General features: G+C 41.4%; 24 protein-coding genes. 21 read left to right on the top strand and 3 right to left on the bottom strand.

Features of this window, described 5'->3' with window-relative positions; translation table 11 throughout:
• The first annotated feature begins 17 nt into the window (after window positions 1-17).
• From L6475_RS08115 to L6475_RS08030, 19 genes are all read left to right on the top strand, one after another.
• On the top strand, window positions 18-305 hold the full coding sequence (locus tag L6475_RS08115) for an HU family DNA-binding protein (protein WP_237818887.1): 288 nt from the start codon (window positions 18-20) through the stop codon (window positions 303-305).
• The gene (locus tag L6475_RS08110) at window positions 305-1,687 is read left to right on the top strand and encodes an HU family DNA-binding protein (RefSeq protein ID WP_237818885.1); all 1,383 of its coding nucleotides are present in this window, start codon (window positions 305-307) and stop codon (window positions 1,685-1,687) included. Before L6475_RS08115 ends, L6475_RS08110 begins: the two co-directional genes overlap by 1 nt.
• 33 nt (window positions 1,688-1,720) lie before the next feature.
• Window positions 1,721-2,716, top strand: coding sequence for a MoxR family ATPase (locus tag L6475_RS08105; protein WP_237818883.1), 996 nt, complete (start codon window positions 1,721-1,723; stop codon window positions 2,714-2,716).
• Window positions 2,717-2,772: 56 nt separating this feature from the next.
• Window positions 2,773-3,642: a DUF58 domain-containing protein gene (locus L6475_RS08100; protein ID WP_237818881.1), complete on the top strand. Its 870-nt coding sequence runs from the start codon at window positions 2,773-2,775 to the stop codon at window positions 3,640-3,642.
• Between the two features lie 34 nt (window positions 3,643-3,676).
• A complete protein-coding gene (locus tag L6475_RS08095; protein ID WP_237818879.1) occupies window positions 3,677-4,765 on the top strand; it encodes a BatD family protein in 1,089 nt (362 codons plus the stop codon).
• 4 nt (window positions 4,766-4,769) lie between these two features.
• Window positions 4,770-5,768, top strand: a complete 999-nt coding sequence (locus L6475_RS08090) for a VWA domain-containing protein (RefSeq protein WP_237818877.1) — start codon at window positions 4,770-4,772, stop codon at window positions 5,766-5,768.
• A complete protein-coding gene (locus L6475_RS08085) occupies window positions 5,768-7,495 on the top strand; it encodes a VWA domain-containing protein (RefSeq protein ID WP_237818875.1) in 1,728 nt (575 codons plus the stop codon). The genes L6475_RS08090 and L6475_RS08085 overlap by 1 nt, the downstream gene beginning before the upstream one ends.
• Before the next feature lie 18 nt (window positions 7,496-7,513).
• The gene (locus tag L6475_RS08080; RefSeq protein ID WP_370641586.1) at window positions 7,514-9,367 is read left to right on the top strand and encodes a BatD family protein; all 1,854 of its coding nucleotides are present in this window, start codon (window positions 7,514-7,516) and stop codon (window positions 9,365-9,367) included.
• 15 nt (window positions 9,368-9,382) lie between these two features.
• On the top strand, window positions 9,383-10,129 hold the full coding sequence (locus L6475_RS14580; protein ID WP_370641585.1) for a tetratricopeptide repeat protein: 747 nt from the start codon (window positions 9,383-9,385) through the stop codon (window positions 10,127-10,129).
• Window positions 10,130-10,147: 18 nt separating this feature from the next.
• The gene (locus L6475_RS08075; RefSeq protein ID WP_237818873.1) at window positions 10,148-10,849 is read left to right on the top strand and encodes a phosphatase PAP2 family protein; all 702 of its coding nucleotides are present in this window, start codon (window positions 10,148-10,150) and stop codon (window positions 10,847-10,849) included.
• Window positions 10,850-10,868: 19 nt separating this feature from the next.
• Window positions 10,869-12,143: an S-adenosylmethionine:tRNA ribosyltransferase-isomerase gene (locus L6475_RS08070; RefSeq protein WP_237818871.1), complete on the top strand. Its 1,275-nt coding sequence runs from the start codon at window positions 10,869-10,871 to the stop codon at window positions 12,141-12,143.
• A 59-nt stretch (window positions 12,144-12,202) separates the two neighbouring features.
• Window positions 12,203-13,267, top strand: a complete 1,065-nt coding sequence (locus L6475_RS08065) for a DUF2027 domain-containing protein (RefSeq protein WP_237818869.1) — start codon at window positions 12,203-12,205, stop codon at window positions 13,265-13,267.
• A 198-nt stretch (window positions 13,268-13,465) separates the two neighbouring features.
• On the top strand, window positions 13,466-14,533 hold the full coding sequence (serC, locus tag L6475_RS08060) for a 3-phosphoserine/phosphohydroxythreonine transaminase (protein WP_237818867.1): 1,068 nt from the start codon (window positions 13,466-13,468) through the stop codon (window positions 14,531-14,533).
• A 43-nt stretch (window positions 14,534-14,576) separates the two neighbouring features.
• On the top strand, window positions 14,577-15,494 hold the full coding sequence (locus L6475_RS08055; protein WP_237818865.1) for an NAD(P)-dependent oxidoreductase: 918 nt from the start codon (window positions 14,577-14,579) through the stop codon (window positions 15,492-15,494).
• Between the two features lie 314 nt (window positions 15,495-15,808).
• Complete coding sequence (gene rplM / locus L6475_RS08050) at window positions 15,809-16,270, top strand: 50S ribosomal protein L13 (RefSeq protein ID WP_237818863.1); 462 nt, start codon at window positions 15,809-15,811, stop codon at window positions 16,268-16,270.
• Window positions 16,271-16,280: 10 nt separating this feature from the next.
• On the top strand, window positions 16,281-16,667 hold the full coding sequence (gene rpsI / locus L6475_RS08045) for a 30S ribosomal protein S9 (RefSeq protein WP_237818862.1): 387 nt from the start codon (window positions 16,281-16,283) through the stop codon (window positions 16,665-16,667).
• Window positions 16,668-16,818: 151 nt separating this feature from the next.
• Complete coding sequence (gene rpsB / locus L6475_RS08040) at window positions 16,819-17,646, top strand: 30S ribosomal protein S2 (protein WP_237818860.1); 828 nt, start codon at window positions 16,819-16,821, stop codon at window positions 17,644-17,646.
• Window positions 17,647-17,684: 38 nt separating this feature from the next.
• Window positions 17,685-18,680, top strand: coding sequence for a translation elongation factor Ts (gene tsf / locus L6475_RS08035; protein WP_237818858.1), 996 nt, complete (start codon window positions 17,685-17,687; stop codon window positions 18,678-18,680).
• A gap of 89 nt (window positions 18,681-18,769) precedes the next feature.
• Entirely contained in the window at window positions 18,770-19,381 is a 612-nt protein-coding gene (locus L6475_RS08030; protein ID WP_237818856.1) for a fumarylacetoacetate hydrolase family protein, read from the top strand.
• 85 nt (window positions 19,382-19,466) lie between these two features.
• Here the strand turns inward: L6475_RS08030 and L6475_RS08025 are convergent, their stop codons facing one another.
• The 3 genes from L6475_RS08025 to L6475_RS08015 are packed head-to-tail and all read right to left on the bottom strand — an operon-like array spanning window position 19,467 to window position 23,602.
• The gene (locus L6475_RS08025; RefSeq protein ID WP_237818854.1) at window positions 19,467-21,656 is read right to left on the bottom strand and encodes a glutamine synthetase III; all 2,190 of its coding nucleotides are present in this window, start codon (window positions 21,654-21,656) and stop codon (window positions 19,467-19,469) included.
• Between the two features lie 9 nt (window positions 21,657-21,665).
• A complete protein-coding gene (locus L6475_RS08020) occupies window positions 21,666-22,556 on the bottom strand; it encodes a carbon-nitrogen hydrolase (protein ID WP_237818852.1) in 891 nt (296 codons plus the stop codon).
• Between the two features lie 26 nt (window positions 22,557-22,582).
• On the bottom strand, window positions 22,583-23,602 hold the full coding sequence (locus L6475_RS08015; RefSeq protein ID WP_237818850.1) for an agmatine deiminase family protein: 1,020 nt from the start codon (window positions 23,600-23,602) through the stop codon (window positions 22,583-22,585).
• 223 nt (window positions 23,603-23,825) lie between these two features.
• On the opposite strand from L6475_RS08015, the gene L6475_RS08010 reads away from it, so the two are divergent.
• On the top strand, window positions 23,826-24,386 hold the full coding sequence (locus L6475_RS08010; RefSeq protein WP_237818848.1) for a hypothetical protein: 561 nt from the start codon (window positions 23,826-23,828) through the stop codon (window positions 24,384-24,386).
• Window positions 24,387-24,399: 13 nt separating this feature from the next.
• Window positions 24,400-25,161 carry an ABC transporter permease gene (locus L6475_RS08005; RefSeq protein WP_237818846.1) on the top strand — a complete coding sequence of 254 codons (762 nt, stop codon included), beginning with the start codon at window positions 24,400-24,402 and terminating at the stop codon, window positions 25,159-25,161.
• The last annotated feature ends 2 nt before the right edge of the window (window positions 25,162-25,163 follow it).

Below are 25,163 nucleotides of genomic sequence, written 5' to 3'. Positions count from 1 at the left end.
GTAATTATCTTAACCATATGAATAACAAGGAATTCATTTCAGAACTCTCTCGAAGAGTAGGCTACAAGACTGATCAGACCCAAAAAATGTTGCTTTCAGTACTTAATGCCATGGGCGATAGCTTTCTTGAGGGTGATATCGTTCAGATGCCGAACTTTGGTACTTTTGAAGTTAAAAAGAAACTTGAACGAGTTATGGTTAATCCTACAACGGGACAACGTATGCTTGTTCCGCCTAAGATGGTGCTTGGATTCAAGCCACATCCATCATGGAAAGATAAAATAAAGAATGGAGGAACTGAATAATGGGGAAGCTGTCAATAGATGGACTGGCAGCTGTTCTTGTTGAGAAGAATGGACTGCAAAAGCAGACTGCCCAAAACTTTGTAACGTCAATTTTTGATGTCATTAAAGATGGTATTGAAAAAGACCGTCTGGTTAAAGTAAAAGGGTTAGGTACATTCAAAGTCATAGGTGTTGATGCTCGCGAAAGTGTAAATGTAAATACGGGGGAACGTGTGCTGATTGATAGCCATTCAAAGATTTCATTTACTGCGGATGCTATGATGAAAGAGTTGGTGAACAAACCTTTCTCTGGCTTTGAGACTGTCGTTCTTAATGAAGGTGTGGAATTTGATGATATGCCTGTCTCTTCTGATGTTGAGTCTCTGACAATGGGTGATGATGATATTGCAGATGCTTCTGATATTTCAGAAAATGTAGTAAATGAGTCGGTCCAGCATGAGGAAAATGTCTCTCAACTTGAAGAAGTCGTTCAGCCTGAAGAAGTAGTCTTGCCTGAGGACGTAGTTCAACCGCAGGAAGAAATTGTTCAATCTGAAGATAGTCAAGAACATCCTCTTATGGAATTTGTTGATGACGAAGATGTGCAAGCTGACGGTCAGGAATATCACGAACCTACTGTTTTGGATCAGAAACCAGATATAGTAGACGAGATATCTCCTGATACTGAGGAAGTTCCATCTGATACTGAGGAAGTTCCTGCTAATACCGAGGAAATCCCTACTAATATTGAAGAAACTCCTACTGTTGCTGAAGAAGTTCCATCTACGACTCCAGTACCAGAAGAACAAGGCAAAGAATCTATGATTAAGAAATCCAATAATTGGTTACTAGTATTGCTTAGTATGCTTGCTGGTATCGGAATAGGCTACATGATAAGAGATTTTAAGGAACCTTCATTTTCTGTTGTTCATGATACTCAAAAGGAAGTCTCTAAAAATCAGGATGTGGTTGACACAATTAAGACACTTTCAACTACAGTATCAGCTGTTGATAGTTCTAAAAATGAAATAGAGCCAGCCTCCAAAGACCTTCCAATGAATGTTGATGCAGCGAAAGAAGCGAGTAAGCAACCAGTAGTTGAAGAGGGTAAAAAAGATAAACCTATAGCTGAACCTGATTATATGAAATATGATGCGATGGATGCTCGTTTACGTCATGGCGCTTATTATATCATAGGTACAGCTAGTGTTGAAAAAGTGCGTCCAGGTGATAATCTTGCACGTATTAGCCGACGTTATCTTGGAAAGGATATGCAGTGCTATGTGGAAGTATATAATGGTATTACCTCATCATCAGTCTTGAAGGAAGGAGAAAGTATCAAGATTCCTAAACTGATAACTAAAAAGGCTATGAAAGAACGTATGGCCAAACAGAAGAATTAATTTAAAAACAAAATTATATAACATATAAGTATTATGGCAGAAGCAATTGATATTCGTGAATTGAATATTCGGATTGAACAGCAGAGCGCTTTCGTTACAAACTTAACTGCTGGAATGGATCGCGTTATCGTAGGACAGAAACATCTTGTTGAGTCGCTTTTGATTGGTCTGTTGAGCGATGGAAATATACTGTTGGAAGGTGTTCCTGGATTGGCTAAGACATTGGCCATTAAGACATTGTCACAACTGATTGACGCTAAATATAGTCGTATTCAATTTACTCCAGACCTACTTCCTGCGGATGTAACTGGTACAATGATTTATTCTCAGAAGGATGAACGCTTTTTGACGAAGCAAGGTCCCGTATTTGCAAATTTCGTATTGGCAGATGAGATAAACCGTGCTCCAGCCAAGGTTCAAAGTGCATTGCTTGAAGCTATGCAGGAAAAACAGGTGACCATTGGAAGTGAAACCTTTGATTTACCAACTCCTTTCCTCGTGATGGCAACTCAAAACCCGATTGAACAGGAAGGTACCTATCCTTTGCCTGAAGCGCAGGTGGACCGTTTTATGTTGAAAGTCGTTATCGGTTATCCAACTATTGAGGAAGAGAAGAAAATTATTCGTGAGAATATTGGCGGTGGTATTCCTAAGGTAACTCCTGTTACTACTGCACAGGAAATACTGAAGGCACGCGAGGTGGTACGTGAAGTTTATTTGGATGAGAAAATTGAGCAGTATATTGCAGACATTGTCTTCGCTACCCGCTATCCTGAAAAGTATGGCTTAAAGGAACTGAAAGATATGATTTCATTTGGTGGTTCACCGCGTGCAAGTATCAATCTGGCAAAGGCTGCTCGTGCTTATGCTTTCATTAAGCGACGTGGATATGTAGTTCCTGAGGATGTGCGAGCAGTAGCTCATGATGTTTTGCGTCATCGCATTGGTCTTACCTATGAAGCTGAGGCCAGTAATGTGACCAGCGAAGAAATCGTTTCTAAAATTATCAATAAGGTAGAAGTACCTTGATTTATTTAAGAGCGATTGTTGTTAATTGATAATTGAGCTTTTAGAATTGACTGAAGATGGAAACATCGGAAATCATAAAGAAAGTCAGAAAGATAGAAATCAAGACTCGTGGTCTGAGTTCGAACATCTTTGCTGGTCAGTATCATTCAGCCTTCAAGGGTCGTGGTATGGCTTTTAGTGAAGTGCGTGAATATCAGTATGGTGATGATGTGCGTGATATTGATTGGAATGTTACTGCACGTTTTCACAAGCCATTTATAAAAGTGTTTGAAGAAGAGCGTGAACTGACTGTGATGCTGCTTATCGATGTCAGTGGTTCGCAAGATTTCGGCACACAGCATCAAATGGCACGTGACATGGTAACTGAGATAGCCGCCACTATTGCCTTTTCAGCCATTCAGAATAATGATAAGATTGGCGTGATTTTCTTCTCTGATAAAATAGAAAAGTATATTCCTCCTAAGAAAGGTCGCAAGCATATCCTCTACATTATTAGGGAAATGCTTGACTTTCATGCTGATTCATGTCATACTAATATAGCACAGGCTGTTGAATTTCTTACTAGTGTTTCAAAACGTCGCTGTACAGCTTTCTTGTTGAGTGACTTCTATGACCGTAAGGATTTTCTCCAGCAGTTGACTATTGCCAATCGTAAACACGATTTGGTAGCTATTCAGGTGTATGATAAACGTGGTCGCGATCTTCCAGATGTAGGACTTATGAAGGTAGTCGACGCAGAGACTGGTTTCGAGCAGTATATTGATACCAGTAGTAAGAAACTGCGTGAGGCTTACCGTCGTTATTGGCTGAAACGACAGAACGAGTTAAAGGAAACTTTTACTAAAAGTAATGTCGATAGTGTAAGCATTGCCACCGACGAGGATTTCGTCAAGGCATTGTTAGGACTTTTCAAGCAACGTGGATAGTTCCTTCGGGATTTTTTTAAAGATTACAGATTTGATGAAATACAGACTATTCGTTCTTTTGTTCATTCAGTTTTTGGGACACCTTGTTATTCAGGCTCAGAAAGCCAGTGTTGAGGCAACCATTAACCCCATAGAAATATTGGTTGGCGAACAGACTCAAGTGCGCCTTACTGCAACTATGAAGGAAGGGGGAACCGCAGTTTTTCCTGTGTTCAAAGCAGGTCAGTATCTTACACCAGGGGTGGAGGTCTTAGCTAGTACAGAAGAAGGCGTTCATGAGAAAGAGAATGGTTTCGTAGAGCGTTCGGTGGTTTATACTCTGACTTCTTTTGAAGATACACTCTACTATCTGCCTCCTCTTGAAGTGATTATTGATGGCCAGTCATGCAAGAGTAAAAGTCTTGCTTTGAAAGTGCTTACTGTTGAGGTCGATACATTGCATCCGGAAAAATTCTATGGTCCTAAAAATGTTCAGAATAATCCATTCCTTTGGGAAGAGTGGTCTTTGTCGTTTTGGCTTAGTGTATTTCTGCTCGTGTTGTTGACCATTGGATATTATCTGTATTTAAGACTGCATGATAATAAACCAATCATACGGCCCATTCGTTTTGTAAAACGTTTGTTACCTCATCAGCGTGCAATGCAGGAAATTGAGACTTTACGTGCTGATCTTCGTCCTGAAGATGATAACCAGGAGAGTCTAAAACTTTATTATACAAAATTGACTGATGCTCTTCGAAAATATATTGAGGAACGTTATGGATTCTCTGCAATGGAGATGACTAGTAGTCAGATTATCGACCACTTGATGAAGTCGGCCGATGCAAAATCACTTGAAGAGTTGCGTCATCTGTTCCAAACAGCTGACTTGGTGAAGTTCGCCAAATATTCAACGCTGATTAATGAGAACGATGCTAACTTGATGAGTGCTATTGAGTTTATTAATGAAACGAAACAGGAAAACGAACCTGTTGTTCAAGAGGTGAAACCTACGTTTACAGAAGAAGAACAACGCTCTCGAACACAACGCAACGTGCTGAAAAGAACTATATTGGGCGTTGCCCTTATAGGAACAGGTTTGTTGGCTTATATTGTTTACAGTCTCTATATGTTATTAGCTTAGCCCTATGGAATTTGCGAATAAAGAATATCTGTTTGCACTTCTCTTGATTATACCTTATCTTATTTGGTATGTCATGTATCGCAAGAAGAGTGAGCCCACTATGCGCATGGCTGATACATTTGCTTTCCGTTATGCTCCACGTAGTTGGCGTGTTACTTTAATGCCAATTCTTCCGATATTGCGTATTGCTGCTTTTACTGCTTTGGTATTAGCCCTTGCTCGTCCACAAACACAAAACTCATGGAAGAATCAGACAGTTGAAGGTATTGATATTATGATGGCGATGGACGTGTCAACTTCGATGCTGGCTGAAGATTTGAAGCCCAATCGTATTGAGGCTGCAAAGAATGTGGCTGCTGAGTTTATAGCAGGGCGCCCGAATGATAATATTGGTCTGACAATTTTTGCCGGTGAGTCCTTCACTCAATGTCCTATGACCACTGACCACTCTTCGTTGTTGTCATTACTTCATAATGTTCGAACAGATATAGCGGCACGTAGCCTTATTGAGGATGGAACGGCCATTGGTATGGGATTGGCTAATGCCGTGAGCCGACTGAAAGATTCGAAAGCCAAAAGTAAGGTAGTTATTCTGCTTACCGATGGTTCGAACAATCGTGGTGATATCTCGCCTATGACGGCAGCTGAAATTGCAAAAAGTCTTGGTATCCGTGTCTATACGATAGGTGTAGGTACTACAGGTACTGCCCGGTATCCAATGAACTATGGAGAAACTATACAATACGTAAACGTTCCTGTAGAAATTGACGAAAATACCTTGCGAGGAATAGCTTCGGCTACTGATGGCGATTTCTATCGTGCTAAAAATAACAAGGAGTTGAATCAGATTTATCATGAAATAGATAAGTTGGAGAAAACTAAGCTCAATGTGAAACAGTTCAGTCGTCGCTATGAGGCGTATCAACCTTTCGCTTTTGCAGCTATGCTTATTCTGCTTTTAGAAATTTTTCTCCGTATAACCGTTTTTAGAAGAATACCATAATGTTCAGATTTGAAGATCCTATATATCTTTATGGATTAGTGCTTGTAGTATTGATGGCACTGGTTCGTTTTCTTACTTATCGCAAGCAGCGTAGTCGTCTTCGCAAGTTTGGTGACCCACAACTGTTGCGCCAACTCATGCCAAACGTGTCGCGTTTTCGTCCTGTTGTGAAGTTCTGGCTATTAGAGTCTGCTTTGGCATTACTTTTTGTTATGTTGGCACGTCCTCAGTTTGGTACTCGAATCAGTCATGAGAAACGAAATGGTATTGAAACTATTATCGCAATGGATATTAGTAATTCCATGAGAGCTCAGGATGTAGAGCCTAGTCGATTGGATAGAGCCAAAATGATGGTTGAAAACCTGGTTGACAATTTTACAAACGATAAGATCGGATTGATTGTTTTCGCTGGAGATGCCTTTGTACAATTGCCAATCACAAGTGATTATGTTTCAGCCAAAATGTTCCTGAATAGTATTGATCCTGATATGATGCAGAATCAAGGTACAGATTTGGCTGCAGCTATAGAAATGGGTGTTCATAGTTTTACCCAACAGGAAAATGTTGGTAAGGCCATTATCGTTATTACTGATGGTGAAGATCATGAAGGTGGTGCTATAGAAGCAGCACAGGCAGCTCGTGAGCGTGGAATGCGTGTGTATGTATTAGGTGTAGGATCGACTAAAGGTGCTCCTATACCTTATCCTGAAACAGGTGACTATATGCGTGATAATAGCGGAAATACTGTTATGTCGGCCCTTAACGAGCAGATGTGTATGGAGGTGGCTCAAGCTGGTGGAGGCGCCTATATACATGTGGAAAATAACTCTAATGCGCAGCGACAACTAAATGAAGAACTTGACAAGTTGGAAAAAAGCGAAACAGATAGTACTATTTATAGTGATTTCGATGAACAATTTCAGGCTATTGGAATTATAATCCTTTTACTTTTAGTTATTGAGGTCATGATTCTTGAAAGTAAGAATCCCATGCTTAAGAAAGTATCACTTTTTGGTAAGCGCAGTCTTGTTAATCGTCAAGATGGGGTAGGGAGCGTTCAACGTATATTGATACTGTTTCTAATGAGTATAGCATTCTTTACCATTTCAACACCATCGTATGCTCAGACAGATCGTCAATATGTTCGTCAAGGTAATAAGATGTTTGAAAAGGGAGATTTTGAGCATGCTGAGGTTGCCTATAGTAAGGCTTTGGAAAAAAATGATAAGAATGCACAGGCCCATTTTAATTTGGGTAATGCCTTTATGGCCCAGCATAAAGATTCTGCTGCAGTTGAACATTTTCAGAAAGCGGGGCAGTTGGAAACTAATCCGCTCCGCAAGTCTCAGGCTTATCATAATACTGGGGTAGTATGCCAGCAAAAACAATTGTATGGTGAGGCGATTGAGGCTTATAAGCAGGCTTTGCGTTTGAATCCCAGCGATGATGAGTCACGATATAATCTTGTGTTGTGTCAGCATGAAAAGCAAAAACAGGATCAACAGAAGAATAATCAGAATCAACAAAATCAACAACAAGATCAGCAGAAACAGGACCAGCAGCAAAAGCAAGAACAGCAAAAGCAAGAACAGCCGAAACCTCAGATGAGTAAAGAGAATGCGGAACAGTTGCTAAATGCGGCCATGCAGCAAGAAAAACAGACCCAGAAGAGAATGAAGGAGGCTCAAAAACAAGGTCAGCGCCGTCAAAATGATAAGAACTGGTAAGTGATTTCAAAGAGAGTTATGATGAAACAGATAATGATAGGAAACAGGTGGGCAGTATTTGTAGCATTAATAATATTGTACTGTTCATTTTATACCAATGAGTTATTGGCTCAAAGACTGACAGCTCGTGCTCCCCAGCAGGTAGCCGTAGGACAGCAGTTCAGACTAACATATACAGCTGATACGGATGATGTGAATGGTTTCCGTATCGGACAAATACCAGATGCATTTGAGACATTGATGGGCCCGAGTACTTCGACTTCCTCAAGTTTCCAGATGATAAATGGAAAAACTTCGCAGTCATCCTCGGTTACCTATACATATATTTTGAGTGCTACTAAAAACGGAACGTTTACAATTCCTGCAGCAACAATCAATATTAATGGTGCTAAGGTTTCATCGAATACTGTGAAGATTGTTGTTAGTGGTCAGGCTCAAAATGGTGGCACTTCAAATGGACGTCAGCGTCAGCAGGATCATGAAATGAGAGATGCCGGAACGGCTATAAGTGTTAACGACTTATTTATTCGTGTTAGTGCCAATAAAAAAAGAGTGGTAGAGCAGGAACCTGTCTTACTCACCTATAAGGTCTATACTTTGGTTGACCTTACTCAATTGGAAGGAAAAATGCCAGACTTGAAAGGTTTCCATACGCAGGAGGTTCCTTTACCCCAGCAGAAGAGCTTCTCTGTTGAACAACTGAATGGAAGACCCTATAGGACTGTGACATGGAGTCAGTATGTGATGTTTCCTCAGATAACAGGTAAACTGCAAATACCAAGTATTACTTTCAATGGTATAGTAGTACAACGCAATCGTAATGTAGATCCTTTTGAGGCATTCTTTAATGGTGGCTCAGGTTATGTAGAAGTGAAGAAAGCAATTAATGCTCCAGGTATAGATATTCAAGTAGATCCCCTGCCAGAGCGCCCTGTAGGTTTTTCAGGAGGCGTTGGTAAATTTAGTATTTCAGCTACTTTAGATAAGAATGAAGTGAAGGCCAATGACCCAATCAATCTTCGTGTGACAGTGAGTGGCGTTGGTAATTTGAAATTGATTAAGGAACCGGTTGTTGGTTTTCCTAAGGATTTTGACTGTTATGATGCTAAACTAACCGACAAAACCAAACTGACAACTAATGGTGTAGAAGGAAGCATGGTCTATGATTTCCTTGCTGTGCCACGGCACCAAGGCGATTATGATATTCCTGCTGTTGAATTTATCTATTTTGATACTGCCTCTAAGCAATACAAGACAATTAAGTCGGAATCGTTCCATTTGCATGTTGATAAAGGTGAGGGCGGAGGTAATACCGTTCAGGACTTCACTGGTCAGGAAGATGTACAGTTATTGGCAAAGGATATTCGCCATATCAAACAAGGAAGTGTACGTCAGCATGCTGCTGGAGATTATTTCTTTGGAAGCACATTCTACTGGATAACAATTGCTGTTCTATTGGCAGTATTCATATCTTTGTTCATTATCTTCCGTCAACGTGCCTTAGCGAATGCTGATCTTGTGGGTGCTCGTGCAGGGAAAGCTAATAAGGTAGCCACGAAGAGATTGAAAAAGGCTGCACGTTTGATGAAGGATGAAAAAGCTGGCGAGTTCTTTGATGAGGTGCTTCGTGCACTTTGGGGGTATGTAGGCGATAAGTTGAATATTCCTGTAACTGAACTGTCGCGTGAGAATATTCAGGAACGTCTTTCTGTACGTAAGGTTGATAGTGACACTGTTAAACTGTTTATAGAAGCCCTTGACGAGTGTGAGTTCCAACGTTATGCACCTGGTGATCCAAAAGGTAATATGCAGAAAGTGTATAAGTCGGCTATGGGAGCTATTGAAAAGATTGAGGGTACAATTAAGAAGTAAGGAGGAACGAATAATATGAAAAAGTGGTTTTTTATCATACTTTCATTCTTAGGTATCAGTACAATGGCTCAGGCCGTAACAAAGGAGGAGGCCGATAGTGCCTATGTCGAGGGAAATTATAAAAAGGCTATTTCTCTATATAATTCACTACTGTCTGAAGGTATCAGTTATGAACTGTATTACAATCTCGGTAATGCATATTATCGTCTTGACGATATGACTCATGCTGTTTTAAACTATGAGCGAGCCTTACAGCTTGCTCCTGGCGATTCGGATGTTCGATTTAACTTACAAATGGCTCGTTCGAAGACTATTGACAAGATTGTTCCTGAGTCGGAAATGTTTTTTGTGACTTGGTATCGTTCGCTTGTCAATATGGAGAGTGTTGACGGATGGGGAGTTATGGCCTTGATTATGTTAGGTTTGGCAGTTGTTTTAGCACTCCTATACCTTTTTGCTAATGCATTATGGTTACGAAAGATTGGCTTCTTTGGAGCCGTTTTTGCCATTTTCCTGTTTTTTGTTGGCAATCTTTTGGCTTGGCAACAAAAACATAATCTGGCTTCTCAGAAGGGGGCTATCATTATGGAATCTGCTGTTAATGTTAAAAGTACGCCAGCCAACAATGGTACTGATTTGTTCATTCTTCACGAAGGAACAAAAGTGACGATTATCGACGATACAATGCGTGACTGGAAAGAGGTACGTGTAGCCGACGGTAAGCAGGGGTGGATTGAGGTTAAGCAGATTGAGATTATTTAATAATATTATTGTTACGCGATGGATTGGGCTTCATTAATTGAATTTGACAAACAGTTGCTACTGATGCTAAATGGTAGCGACTCGTTGTTCTTGGATGGACTTGTTAAGACGCTTACTACTGCCGCAACTTGGATTCCTCTTTATTTGGCTCTTTTCTATGTCGTGTTAAAGAATAATGACACAGTACAGAAAATTCTGTTGATTGTTGTATGTGCAGCATTTTGCGTGTTATTGGCAGGCTCAGTCGATGATTTGCTGGTGAAACCATTGGTAGCCCGATGGCGTCCTACACACGATCCGGAGATAGGTGTTCTTGTTGATGTTGTTAATGGATATAGGGGCGGAAACTTCGGTTTTTTCTCTGCTCATGCCAGCAACACCTTCAGTATTGCAGTTTTCTTTTCTTTGCTTATCAGAAACCGGATATTCTCTTTGTTTCTCATTGGATGGTCGCTCATAAACTGCTGGACGCGTTTGTATCTAGGTGTTCACTATCCTGGCGATATTCTGATAGGTTTACTATGGGGAGGTACCGTTGGAACTTTTGTATGGTATGTCCATCAAAAAATAAGAAAACGCTGGGCCTTTCCTCGTCATTATGTTTCTGAACAGTACACTTCAACAGGTTATATGGTTAGCGATATTGATGTGGTAATATGTGTGCTTGTATTCACACTATTTTATGCCATTCTGAGAGCCTGCTATTTTCTTTATGTGTAAATAATTATATTTGTAGATAATGGATACAAAACATATACGCATTAGTGATTATAATTATCCTTTGCCTGATGAGCGCATAGCCAAGTTCCCTTTGGCTCAGCGCGATCATTCGAAGCTCCTTATATATAAGAAAGGTGTAGTGAGTGAGGATACGTTCTGTAACCTTCCGGGATATTTGCCTAAAGGTGCTTTAATGGTTTTTAATAATACTAAAGTGATTCAGGCTCGTATGCATTTCCGTAAGGAAAGTGCGAAAGATGGTCAGTTGGGTGCTCTTATAGAGATTTTTCTCTTGGAACCAGCAGAACCAAACGACTATGAACTAATGTTCCAATCGTATAGTCATTGTGCCTGGTATTGTTTGGTGGGTAATTTGAAAAAATGGAAAAGTGAGCCTCTTCAACGCACTATTACTGTCAAAGATGTACCAGTAACCATCAAGGCATCTCGCGGAGAGGTACATGGAACGAGCCATCGTATCGATTTCGATTGGGATAATGAAAGAGTGTCATTTGCTGAGATAATTGATGCTATTGGTGAACTTCCTATTCCTCCCTATTTGAATCGTGAGACACAAGAAAGTGACAAAACAACTTATCAAACAGTTTATTCAAAGATTAAAGGTAGTGTTGCAGCACCTACTGCTGGCCTGCATTTTACTCCAGAGGTGTTGGCTCGTTTGGATGAACAGGGCGTTGATAGAGAAGAATTAACGTTGCATGTTGGGGCCGGTACTTTCAAACCCGTCAAAAGTGAAGAAATAGAGGGACACGAGATGCATACTGAATATATTGCAGTACGCCGCCAAACGCTTGAAAAACTATTGCAGCATAATTGTCAGGCAATTGCTGTCGGAACGACCAGCGTTCGAACTTTGGAAAGTCTCTATTATATGGGTTGTAAAGTGCTTCACAATCCTGATATCAAAGAAGATCAACTTCATGTTCGTCAATGGGAACCTTATGGAGAGTTTCAGCCAAACACTTCAGGCGTTTCTTTGAAACACTCGGAGAGTTTTATAGCTTCTCCACAAGAAAGTATTAAGGCTTTGCTTGACTGGCTTGATCGCAATCATTTACCAACACTTCATAGCAGTACGCAGATTATTATTGCTCCAGGCTATGATTATAAAATCGTTAAGATGCTGGTCACTAATTTCCATCAGCCTCAGAGTACTTTACTTTTACTGGTTAGTGCATTCGTTCATGGCGATTGGCATAAAATTTATGACTATGCTTTGGCACATGATTTCCGATTCCTGAGCTATGGAGACAGTTCGTTGTTAATTCCATAAATAGGTAGAGTCTATATATTATTTGTTGACAGTTGCTATCATAAAAACATTATAAGATAATGAAAATTGGCGATAAAGTAAGATTCTTAAGTGAGATAGGAGGCGGTCGAGTGGCTGGTTTCCAAGGAAAGGATATTGTTCTTGTTGAAGACGAGGATGGCTTTCAGGTACCTATGCGAGCAAATGAGGTTGTTGTTATTGGTGAAGAAAACTATGAAACTCAGCATATAGTGGAAGTAAAACAACAATCCAAGCAGAATACGTCTAAGGAAGAAGAACCTGCTGACCGTCCTGTAACTTTCAAGGCACAGCCTGAAGAGCGAAAGGGAGGAGAACGACTCTCGGCTTATTTGGCTTTTGTTCCAATGGACGTAAAAGAACTCTCACAGACACGCTTCGAAACCTATTTTGTGAACGATTCCAATTATTATATGCGTTTTACCTATCTTTCTTCGGTAGGAAACAGTTGGCAGCTTCGTACCACATCTGAGGTCGAACCAAATACTAAGCTCTATTTGGAGGAATTCGGACGCGAGATGCTGAACGATATGGAACGTATTACTGTTCAGATTTTGCCCTATAAACGTGAGAAACCTTTTCTGCTAAAACCTACCATCGATGTTCAGTTCCGTTTGGATGCTGTAAAGTTCTACAAACTGCACACGTTTCAGCAGAATGATTTTTTTGAACAACCTGCACTTATCTATACTCTTATTGAAAATGATAGACCTATGAAACCTCTCGTGGTGAGTGTAGATACTTTGAAAGAACAGATGTTTCAAAAGTCGGTTGGGAACCAAAAACTCTCTCGTCCGTTAGTGACCCCTGCAAGAAAAGAAGGAGACCCTATAGTGATCGATCTTCATGCAGATGAATTATTGGAAACGACTGCAGGAATGAATGCTGCTGATATCTTGAACTATCAACTCGATACATTCCGTAAAGTTCTGAATGAACATGCTAAGAAAAAAGGCACTAAGATTGTCTTTATTCATGGTAAGGGAGAAGGGGTACTCAGGCAGGCTTTGATAAACGATCTACGCTATCGATTCAAAAACTATACCTATCAGGATGCTTCTTTTCAAGAATACGGATATGGGGCCACGCAGGTTACAATAAAATGAGGAACATTAGGTGTTGGCTATAATTAATTGCTAAAATGTCATTTTTATAGCTAATTGTTAGCTAGAGTTTGCAAAATGATTACAAAATGGCGTTGTTAGATTAATTTGTGCCAAAATATTTGCCCGTTTCGTGGAAAAATTGTAATTTCGCACCGCAATAACAGAAAACGTTTTAAACTCAATAAACATTCAAGAATTATGAAGAAGTATAACTTCAACGCCGGTCCTTCGATGCTTCCTCGCGAAGTTATTGAGAAGACCGCTCAACAGTGTTTAGACTTCAATGGCTCGGGTCTCTCTCTGATGGAGATCAGCCATCGTGCAAAGGATTTCCAGCCCGTTGTTGATGAGGCTGTAGCATTGGTTAAGGAACTGCTGCAGGTTCCTGAGGGCTATTCAGTTATTTTCCTTGGCGGTGGTGCATCACTCGAGTTCTGTATGATTCCTTATAACTTCCTCATTAATAAAGCTGCTTACTTGAACACTGGCGTTTGGGCAAAGAAAGCCATGAAGGAAGCTAAACTTTTCGGTGAGGTAGTAGAGGTGGCTTCTTCAGCTGATGCCAACTATACTTTTATTCCAAAAGATTGGACCGTTCCTGCTGATGCCGACTATTTGCATATTACCACTAATAATACTATTTATGGTACTGAACTCCGCAAGGATCTTGATGTTCCTGTGCGTCTGATTGCTGATATGTCATCTGATATCTTTAGCCGTCCTATCGATGTTGCTAAGTATGATGCTATCTATGCTGGTGCTCAGAAGAATCTGGCTATGGCTGGTGTAACTATTGTGATTGTTAAGGATGATGCTCTTGGCAAAGCTCCACGCGAGATTCCTACTATGCTTGACTATCGTACACATGTGTCAAAGGGTTCTATGTTTAATACTCCTCCTGTAGTGCCCATCTATTGCGCTCTTGAAAATCTGCGTTGGATCAAGGCGCAGGGTGGTGTAGAGGCTATGGATAAATTGGCCCATCAGCGTGCTGAGATTGTGTATGGCGAAATTGACCGTAACAAGATGTTTGTAGGTACTGCTCAGGAAGCTGATCGCTCACTGATGAATATATGCTTTGTTATGGCTCCTGAATATAAGGAACTTGAAAAGGACTTCCTTGATTTCGCCGTTTCAAAGGGAATGGTTGGTGTGAAAGGTCATCGTGATGTTGGTGGCTTCCGTGCATCATGCTACAATGCTCAGACAATCGAAGGTGTTAATGCCCTCGTAGCTTGCATGAAGGAATTTGAAGCTCAGCACTAAGAATTGAAGAGTCAAAGAATTGAAAAAATGAAGAATTGAAATTATGAAGATTCTTGTTGCAACAGAGAAGCCATTTGCAGCTGCAGCTGTCAATGGAATCAAAGCAGAGATTGAGGCAGCCGGCAATGAGCTAGTACTGCTTGAGAAATATACAGAAAAGGCTCAGTTCTTGGCTGCAGTAGCCGACGCCGACGCACTTATTATCCGCTCGGATAAAGTTGATGCTGAGGTGCTTGACGCAGCTAAGAAGTTGAAGATTGTAGTTCGTGCAGGTGCAGGTTACGACAATATCGATTTGGCTGCCGCTACAGCTCACAACGTAGTAGCCGAGAATACTCCAGGACAAAATTCTAATGCTGTAGCCGAATTGGTTTTCGGTTTGCTTGTGATGGCCGTTCGTGGCTTCTACAACGGTAAGAGCGGTAGCGAACTGCTTGGCAAGAAACTCGGTATCTTGGCTTTTGGTAATGTAGGTCGAAACGTGGCTCGTATTGCCAAGGGCTTCGGTATGGAAGTTTATGCTTACGATGCATTCTGCCCTGCAGACGTAATCGAAGCTGCTGGCGTACATGCTGTTTGCTGTCCGGAGAAGTTGTTCGAAACTTGCGATGTGGTTTCACTCCATATTCCTGCTACACCTGAGACCAAACAGAGTATTAACGCTGAACTAGTTGGTAAGATGAAAAAGGGTGGTGTGCTGGTTAACACTGCTCGTAAGGAGGTGATTAACGAGCCTGAACTCATCAAGCTGATGGCTGAGCGTGAGGACTTGAAATTCGTTACCGATATCATGCCCGATGCCAATGACGAGTTCCTGAAGTTCGAGGGTCGTTACTTCTCAACTCCTAAGAAGATGGGTGCTCAGACTGCTGAGGCCAACATTAATGCTGGTATTGCTGCTGCTAAGCAAATTAATGCTTTCTTCAAGGATGGAGATACCAAGTTTCAGGTAAATAAATGATTATATTATAAGATTGATATTATAATATTAATAATGTATTATATCCCCAATTCTTAAACGAGAATTGGGGGTGTTTTGTTAAATAAGTATAAATATTAACATGCTAAAAGAATATGCTTTCTTGAATATCAATTAATAGTTGTACCTTTGCAGTCCGATTATTAGGGGAGGTTCTTAGAATCCCCGCGGGTGACGTGTAAATAGCGTTTGTCTTTGGCCGGACTACGTGGTTTGTGAATCGTCATTCAAACAATTGTGAATGCGGCAGTGCCGCAAAATTAAAAAACTGTTTTTTAGTAAAATTAATTTTAAGAATGAACACATTAAGTTACAAGACCGTCTCAGTTAATAGTGAGACAGCCAAAAAGGAGTGGGTCGTAATCGATGCTACCGATCAGGTGGTAGGACGCCTCGCTTCAAAGGTCGCTAAGTTGATTCGTGGTAAGTACAAGCCTAGCTTCACTCCTCACGTTGATTGCGGTGACAACGTTATTATTATTAATGCAGCCAAGGTGGTATTCACCGGCAAGAAAGAGACCGATAAGGTCTACACTCGTTATACTGGCTATCCTGGTGGACAGCGTTTTAACACTCCTGCTGAGCTCCGTAAGAAGCCAAATGGTGTTGATAAGATGCTTCGCCATGCAGTTAAAGGTATGCTGCCCAAAGGACCTCTCGGTCGCAGTCTGTTGAATAACCTCTATATTTACGAGGGAACAGAGCACAAGCATGAGGCACAACAGCCAAAAGCTATCGATATTAACCAGTATAAATAAGTAAAAGAAAATGGAAGTAATTAACGCAATAGGTCGTCGTAAGAGTTCAGTAGCTCGCGTTTATCTTACTGAAGGTACTGGTAAGATCACGATCAATAAAAAAGATATTACGGAGTATTTCCCCTCAGCTATTCTGCAGTACGTGGTAAAACAACCACTGAACCTGCTTGAAGTTGCTGAAAAGTATGACATCAAAGTAAACCTCGATGGCGGTGGCTTTACCGGTCAGAGCCAGGCTCTGCGTATGGCAATCGCTCGTGCATTGGTTAAACTCAATGCTGAGGATAAGAAAGCTTTAAAGACCCAAGGATTCCTTACCCGCGATAGCCGTGAGGTAGAACGTAAGAAACCAGGTCAGCCAAAGGCACGTCGTCGCTTCCAGTTCAGTAAGCGTTAATATATACTGGACATGTTTAGTATCTAAACTTTGTGGATTCTGGCTAGTTATACTAGATAAAACTAGTCGAACTAGTCAAACTAGACTACCACTTAGTTGATCTAACAAAGATTTAAAAAGAAAGTAAACAATTTAATTAAAGAAAAAGAAAATGGCAAGAACAAATTTTGATATGCTGCTTCAGGCTGGTTGTCACTTTGGACACCTGAAGCGCAAGTGGAACCCCGCCATGGCTCCCTACATTTATACCGAGCGTAACGGTATTCACATCATTGACCTCCACAAGACCGTTGTTAAGGTTGACGACGCTGCAGAGGCATTGAAGGCCATCGCCCGTCAGGGTAAGAAAATCCTCTTCGTAGGTACTAAAAAACAGACTAAGGAAGTAATTGCTGAGAAAGCTACAAGTGTAAATATGCCTTATGTTATCGAGCGTTGGCCTGGTGGTATGCTCACCAACTTCCCCACAATCCGCAAGGCTGTGAAGAAAATGGCAAACATCGATAAATTGATGAACGATGGTACATATGGTAACCTTTCAAAGCGCGAATTGCTTCAGGTTACTCGTCAGCGTGCTAAGTTGGAGAAGAACCTGGGTTCTATCGCTGATTTGACTCGTCTCCCTAGTGCTCTCTTCGTTATCGACGTTCTAAAAGAGAATATTGCTGTTCGTGAAGCTAATCGTCTTGGTATCCCCGTATTTGGTATTGTTGATACAAATTCTGATCCCAAGAATATCGATTTCGTAATTCCTGCCAACGATGATGCTAAGGATAGCGTTGAAGTTATCTTGAACGCTTGCTGTGCTGCTATCGCTGAGGGCTTGGAAGAACGTAAGGCTGAGAAGGCTGACGAGAAAGCTGCTGAAGCCCAGGCTGAGGCTGAAACTGAAGAAAAGCGTCCAGCTCGTCGTGCTCGCAAAGCTGCCGATGCTCCTGCCGAGGAAACTACCGCTGAAGAGACTCCAGTTGCAGAGTAATTAGTATTTGAAAGATTAATTAATTGAAGAATTAAACTATGGCAATTTCAATTGATGATATTAAGAAGCTTCGCGCCATGACCGGTGCTGGTTTGGCTGACGTAAAGAAGGCTCTTACCGAAGCAGAGGGCGATTTCGACCGTGCTAAAGAGCTTCTCCGTGAGCGTGGTTTGGCTATCGCAGCAAAGCGTAGCGACCGTGAAACCTCAAATGGTTGTGTTTTGACCAAAGTTGAAAACGGTTTTGGTGCTATTCTTGCTTTGAAGTGTGAGACAGACTTTGTTGCTAATGGCGCAGACTTCATTGCCCTGACTCAGAGCATTCTTAATGCAGCTGTAGCTAATAAGTGCAAGACTCTTGATGAGGTGAAAGAACTCGATATTAATGGTGTTAAGGCTCAGGAGGCTGTTACTCAGCGTTCTGGTATCACTGGTGAAAAGATGGAGCTCGATGGCTACCAGATTCTTGAGGGTGATAATATTGAGGCTTATGACCATATGGGTAAGCATACTCTTTGCACTATGGTTCAGACTAACAAGACCAATGCTGATGCCGGTCACAAGGTAGCTATGCAGGTTGCTGCTATGAAGCCTGTAGCTCTTGATGCCGCTCATGTTGACCAAGCTATTCTTGACGAAGAGTACAAGACAGCTGTTGAAAAGACTAAGCTTGAGCAGGTTGAGAAGTATGTAGAGGTTGTTCTGAAAAAAGCAGGTATTAACCCCAATCTTGTTGATAGCGAAGACCACATCGAGTCAAATATGGCTAAAGGTTGGCTCACTCAGGAACAGGCTGACGAGGCTCGCAAACTGAAAGAGAGCGCTGCTGCTGAAAAAGCTGCAACACTGAACATGAACATGATTGAGAACATTGCAAAGGGTCGTGTTCAAAAGTTCTTGAAAGAGAACTGTCTGGTAGATCAGGAGTTCCAGTTTGGTGATGGCGATAAGGCTACTGTTGCTCAGTGGCTCAGTCAGCAGGACAAAGAGTTGGCTATCTGCGATTTCCGTCGCTTCACTCTCGCTGCAGAGTAAATTATTTAGCTAATATGATATGAGAACTGGAAGAATCGAAAAGGTTCTTCCAGTTTTTTCTTTTACGACGTAAATTATTGTTTCTTGCAATGAAAATATTTGCTGTGGGCATGAACTATCTCATGCATACAAAGGAATTGGATGGCAGAGAGTACACTCCTCAAGAGCCTGTCATATTTACCAAAGCTGATTCTGCTTTACTAAAAGATCGTAAACCTTTCTTTGTACCTGATGATATGGGACGTATTGATTATGAGGCAGAGATTGTAGTAAGAATATGTCGGTTGGGTAAGGCAATTCCTGAACGTTTTGCTCATCGCTATTATGATGCAGTTACCATTGGCTTAGATTTTACAGCTAGGGAGATGCAGGCTAAAGCTCGTATAGAAGGACTTCCTTGGACAATATGTAAAGGTTTTGATGGTAGTGCAATAATAGGTGAATGGTTGCCACTATCTGACAATATTCAATCGCTTCATTTTCATTTGGACAAAAATGGTCAAACCGTACAGCAAGGTTTTTCGGGTGATATGCTTTTTAAGGTTGATGAGATTATTAGCTATTTATCACGTTATTTTACCTTGAAGACTGGTGATCTGTTGTTTACAGGTACTCCTTCTGGAGTAGGTCCTGTAGCTGTGGGCGATCTGCTTGAAGGATTTATTGAAGATCGTCGTGTATTAGAATGTCAATGTAAGTGATGCATAATCTCTTCTGTTCTAATATGAAATTGGGCAAGCACTCAAATGATGCTTGCCCAATTTTGTATTTAATAGTGAGAGTTAATTATCTGATAAACAATAGCTCACGATACTTTGGCAGCGTCCATAGACCATCTTCCACAATCATTTCAAGATGATCTGCTTCATTGCGAATGGCTTCCATGTGCGGACAAACAGTATCATGGTAAGCTACGGCTCGTTGCTCTATATCGCTGATGCGATTAGCAACGCGGCGTGCATCAGTCAGTTCTTCAACTAACTGTTCAATACGCTCTGTACGCTCTGCAATCTCTTCTATCAGTTTCATGTTGCGAGCCGAAAGCCTTTCAGCCTTTTCTGTATTGAACACGCTTTTCATGCCTTGTACGTTTTTAATCAACTGACTCTGATAGTGGGTAGCTACAGGAATGATGTGATTCATTGATAAATCTCCCATTACTCGAGCCTCAATCTGAACAGTTTTTACGTACATCTCCCATTTTACCTCGTTGCGAGCTTCAAGTTCCTTGCGGTTCATCACTTTAGTACTTTCAAACATCTTTATGCTATCTTCATCTAAATAATGTTTGAATACAACTGGGCAAGAACGCTCTACATCCAATCCTCGCTTCTCGGCTTCTTTCACCCATTCTTCGCTATAGCCATTTCCGTCGAAACGTACAGGTTTGCAGATCTTGATGTCTTCTTTTAGGACTTCTAATATGGCAACAATCTTATCTTCTCCTTTAGCTATCAGCGCATCAACTCGTTCTTTGAAACAGTTTAGAGATTCTGCCATTGCTGAGTTCAGTGCTATCATAGCTGATGCACAATTAACACTTGAACCAGGTGCACGGAATTCAAATCTGTTTCCGGTAAATGCAAATGGTGAAGTTCGGTTACGGTCAGTATTATCAACAATAAGATCGGGAATCTGTGGAATATCAATTACCATTCCCTGTTTGCCTTTCAGATTGAATAACTCCTTCTTTTCGCTCTGTTCGATATGGTCAAGCAGTTCAGTGAGCTGAGTTCCAAGAAATGATGAGATAATACTTGGGGGAGCTTCGTTGCCTCCAAGGCGATGAGCATTTGTGGCACTCATGATTGAAGCTTTCAGCAGTCCGTTGTGCTTGTAAACTGCCATCAGTGTTTCCACGATAAATGTCACAAAACGCAAGTTCTCTTCAGGTGTTTTCCCAGGAGCGTGCAATAATACTCCATTGTCGGCTGAGAGGCTCCAATTGTTGTGTTTGCCGCTGCCGTTGATACCATCAAATGGCTTTTCGTGTAGTAGTACTCTGAAACCGTGCTTGCGAGCAACTTTCTTCATTAGACTCATCAGCAACATATTGTGGTCAACAGCCAAGTTGCATTCTTCAAAGATTGGCGCCAATTCAAATTGATTGGGAGCAACCTCATTGTGGCGTGTCTTGCAAGGAATAGCCAGTTCTAATGCCTGGATCTCCAAATCTTTCATGAAAGCCTGAACACGGTCAGGTATAGTACCAAAATAGTGGTCGTCCATTTGCTGGTTCTTTGCACTTTCATGTCCCATCAGAGTTCTGCCGGTCAGCATCAGGTCGGGGCGGGCAGAGTAGAGTCCTTCATCAACAAGGAAATATTCCTGTTCCCATCCCAAGTTTACTTGTACCTTTGTTACATTGTCGTAGAACAGCGAACAAACGTCTGTTGCAGCTTTTCCTACAGCATGAAGAGCACGTAATAGTGGAGCTTTATAATCGAGCGCTTCACCTGTATATGCAATAAAGATTGTAGGAATACAGAGTGTATCATCAATGATAAATACAGGTGAAGTAGGATCCCAGGCTGAATATCCGCGAGCCTCGAACGTGTTTCGAATACCACCATTTGGAAATGAACTAGCGTCAGGTTCTTGTTGTACAAGCAACTTTCCACTAAATTTCTCAATCATACCTCCCTTTCCATCATGTTCTACAAAGGCATCGTGCTTTTCCGCAGTACCTTCTGTTAATGGTTGGAACCAGTGCGTGTAGTGGGTAACCCCCATTTCAATGGCCCATTGTCGCATGCCTGCAGCCACCTCGTCGGCTATAGAACGGTCTAATCTTGCACCATGGTCAATCACATCAACCAGTTTGTCGTAAACTTCCTTTGAAAGATATTTGAACATTTTCTTTCGGTCGAACACATATTTACCGAAATACTCCGAAGGACGTTTACTTGGGGTTTCTACTTCGAGAGCGTGTTTCTTGAACGCCTCTTCAACTACCTGAAATCTTAAATTGCTCATTGTTGTCTCTTAGTGTGAGTCTATATATCGCTTTGTTATGTCGTTGTAATTTTCTATGCGTCGGTCGCGCAGGAATGGCCACCAACGGCGAACCTGTTCAGCTCTATGCATATCAATTCCTACTATAATGCTTTCCTCTTCATTTGTTGAGGCCTCATAATGAATTTCTCCCTGAGGTCCGCATACAAACGAGGTGCCCCAAAATTGAATACCATTGGTCTGTCCGCTGGGATCAGGCTCATGACCCACTCTGTTCACAGCTACTACAGGCAATCCATTTGCTACTGCATGTCCACGCATTACCGTTTGCCAAGCCATACGTTGGCGCTCTTGTTCTTCGGGCGTGTCACTACTTTCATAGCCTATAGCGGTGGGGTAGATTAGAATCTCTGCTCCAGCAAGAGCCATTAAACGAGCTGCTTCTGGATACCATTGATCCCAGCATACAAGAACTCCTAATCTGCCTACTGATGTGTCGATTGGCTTAAATCCCAGGTCGCCTGGGGTAAAGTAAAACTTCTCGTAGTAGGCTGGGTCATCGGGTATATGCATCTTCCGGTATTTTCCTGATATTGTTCCGTCTTTTTCAAACACTACTGCAGTATTGTGATAGAGACCAGGGGCTCTACGTTCAAAGAGTGAAGTGACTAGTACTACACCACATTCCTTCGCTAATTTCCCGTATATGTCGGTTGATGGACCTGGTATTGATTCAGCTAAGTCAAAGTTATCCACAGTTTCTACTTGACAAAAATATAGTGAATTGTGAAGTTCCTGCAGAACAATGAGTTCTGCCCCTCTGCGAGCTAAATCAAGTATACCCTCTGTAAGACGTTCAATATTGTTGACAACGTCAGCCGTGTTGTGCTGCTGCAAGAATCCTATATGTAGTTCTTTCATATTAAGCTCTATGAATTTAAAAATGACTATTTTAGTACATGTTCTGGAAATTGCATCGTGCAGCAATGCAAGGAACCATGTTGTTTGATGATACTGCGACAGTCGATTGATACAATCTCATAGCCTGGAAATGCTTTGCCAATTATTTGTAAGGCTTCAGCGTCTATGTCTGGCTGGTTATAAACTGGGCAAAGTACGGCACCGTTAATGATGAGAAAATTAGCATATGTAGCAGGCAGACGTTCTCCATCCTCGTCATAGATGGGGCGTGGCATGGGCAACTTCATTAGCCTGTACGGTTCTCCTTTCAGTGTTCTGAATGATTTCAATTGCTCCTCCATCAAGCGTAAGTCTTCATACTGTTCGTCATCAGCATCATCGCAGCCAACGTATAATAGCGTGTCATTAGGACATATGCGTACCAATGTGTCAATATGTCCATCGGTATCATCTCCAATGAGTGCGCCATGGTCTATCCACAACACTCGTTCAGCATTCAGATAGGTCTTCAAGCGCTGTTCTATCTCTTCTTTCGTCAACGGTTGGTTGCGATGAGGAGCCATCAGACAGCATGAGGTTGTGAAGACTGTTCCTTTTCCGTCGCTTTCAATTGAACCTCCTTCAAGTACAAAATCCAAATGATTTTCATATTCACCGTTGAATATTTCTTTGTCGAATAGACCTAGGTTGAGTGCGTTATCAAGTTCGGAAGGGAACTTTTCGCCCCATCCGTTGAATTTAAAATCAAGGAGTTTTGCGGTTTTGGTTTCATCGTTTACAAGTGTGATGAAACCATGATCACGAGCCCACGTGTCGTTTGAATTTAGAATTGAGAGTTGGGAATTCTGAAATGATTGTTTAAAATAATCCGGTACCACCAAAAGAAGTGGTTCACGTTGACTTATTTCCAAAGCCATTTCTCTATAAGTGCTCTCAATTTCTTCGAGCATAGGTGCCCAGTCTGTGTCTTTATGGGGCCAAGTTAGTTGTACTCCACTCTGTGGCTCCCATTCGGCGGGCAGTCTATATTCATGTTTCTGAATCATGGTGCAAAGTTACAAAAAGTAGACCGAATAAACAAAAGGAAAGAACATTTTTCTATTGTAGTAAAATAAGTAATTGTTTCAAACGATATTTTTGCATTGTTCAAACAATTCATTTGTGGTTTTAAACGGGACAAATGCGTTTTTTGTTTTTGTTAACGTTGCACAAAAAGATAGTGTTTTCGATTATTTTATTTATCTTTGCGCTCAAAACGAGGAAACAGTAATGATACTGGAACTGAATGAAGTCCTTTTGAAAGATGATCGTCAGACGCTTTCGATGATGGCACAGTCGGGCAAACTAACATGTCTTACTGGCGGTAAGCCTTTGCAGCGTTATCGTTGTCTCATCTCCATGATGGGATTTGAACCGATAGTTCATGGTTATATTTGTTTGGATGGTGAGCCATTGACCAGTTGCTCGGCATTGGCTTTTAGACAATTGATGTCATACGCACCAGCTCGCTTGTCTGCTATTGGCGAAGTGACGGTCTATGAGCCGCCTACCATACAGGATGTGTTTAGTCTTCGCGTGAATCGGGAACGACCTATTTCAAATGGTATTTTAGGCGAGGAGATACGTAAAATAGAAGCTGACGCTTCTGATATTCGTGTTCAGTTGTTGGCTGTTGCCGTTTTGCTCGATAAACCAATCCTTTTGGTTGACAATCCTCATGAAGATTCTGTTGAGTATTTGAAACAACAGGCGGCAAAAGGAAAAATAGTTATAGTTACCTCAGACAATCCTGAAGTATTGCGAGCATCTGATTTAGTTGTTGAATTGTAAAGGACATTTTTTTATGCAGATAACCGTGATTTCTTATTTAGGCGTTTTTGCCATTGTAGTACTGGTTGCTTTTTTTCTAGGAATGTTCTCCTTCGTTGATCGTCGTATCCTTTCTCGTGTTGTACGTGTATTCGTTTATTTTGCCTTCAGTTTGGCTCTTGTGGGTTGTTATGCATGGGGGCTCCTGAAACTGAATCAATGGTGGGTAGCACTTTTGGGTGCATTAACTATTAGTGTGGTCACTTCATATTTCTCTGTTCTGAAGGGCAAAATACCTTTAGGGCGTTTCCTGCTCCCAATAGCATTGTCTCAGATGATTGGAATGATAATAGGCGTAGGTTGTTCTTTGTTGCTGATAAAATCTTCCCCTGTTATTACAATCACGGCAGTTGCCGGGATGATGTCTAGCTTGTTTATTCTATCAACAGGCTCGGCCATTAAAGTATATGTGAACAGTTTGAAACATACCAATGAGCACTATATCTATTTGTTGTCCAATGGAGCAACTCACTTCGAGGCTATTCAACCAAGTGTGCGCCGATGCTTGCGTGCTTCGGTAATGCCATTGTTGCATCCTCTCACTTCTCCTATTGTAGTGGCTCCTCCTGTTTTTTACTGTGCGTTGTTATTATCAGGTATGTCACCTTTGTTGGCAGTAACGGTGGTTGTCTTGTTGTCTTTTCTTGGTGTGGCAATCTGCTTTTTTGTGGCTGTCATCGCAATGCTGTTTTCCGACCGGTTTATTTTTGACCGATCAGGACGTTTGTTGATTTAGTT

The sequence above is a fragment of the Prevotella sp. E9-3 genome (assembly GCF_022024015.1).
GTDB lineage: Bacteria > Bacteroidota > Bacteroidia > Bacteroidales > Bacteroidaceae > Prevotella.
Note: the sequence above shows the minus strand (reverse complement) of the source record. Positions and strands in the feature narration are given on the sequence as shown.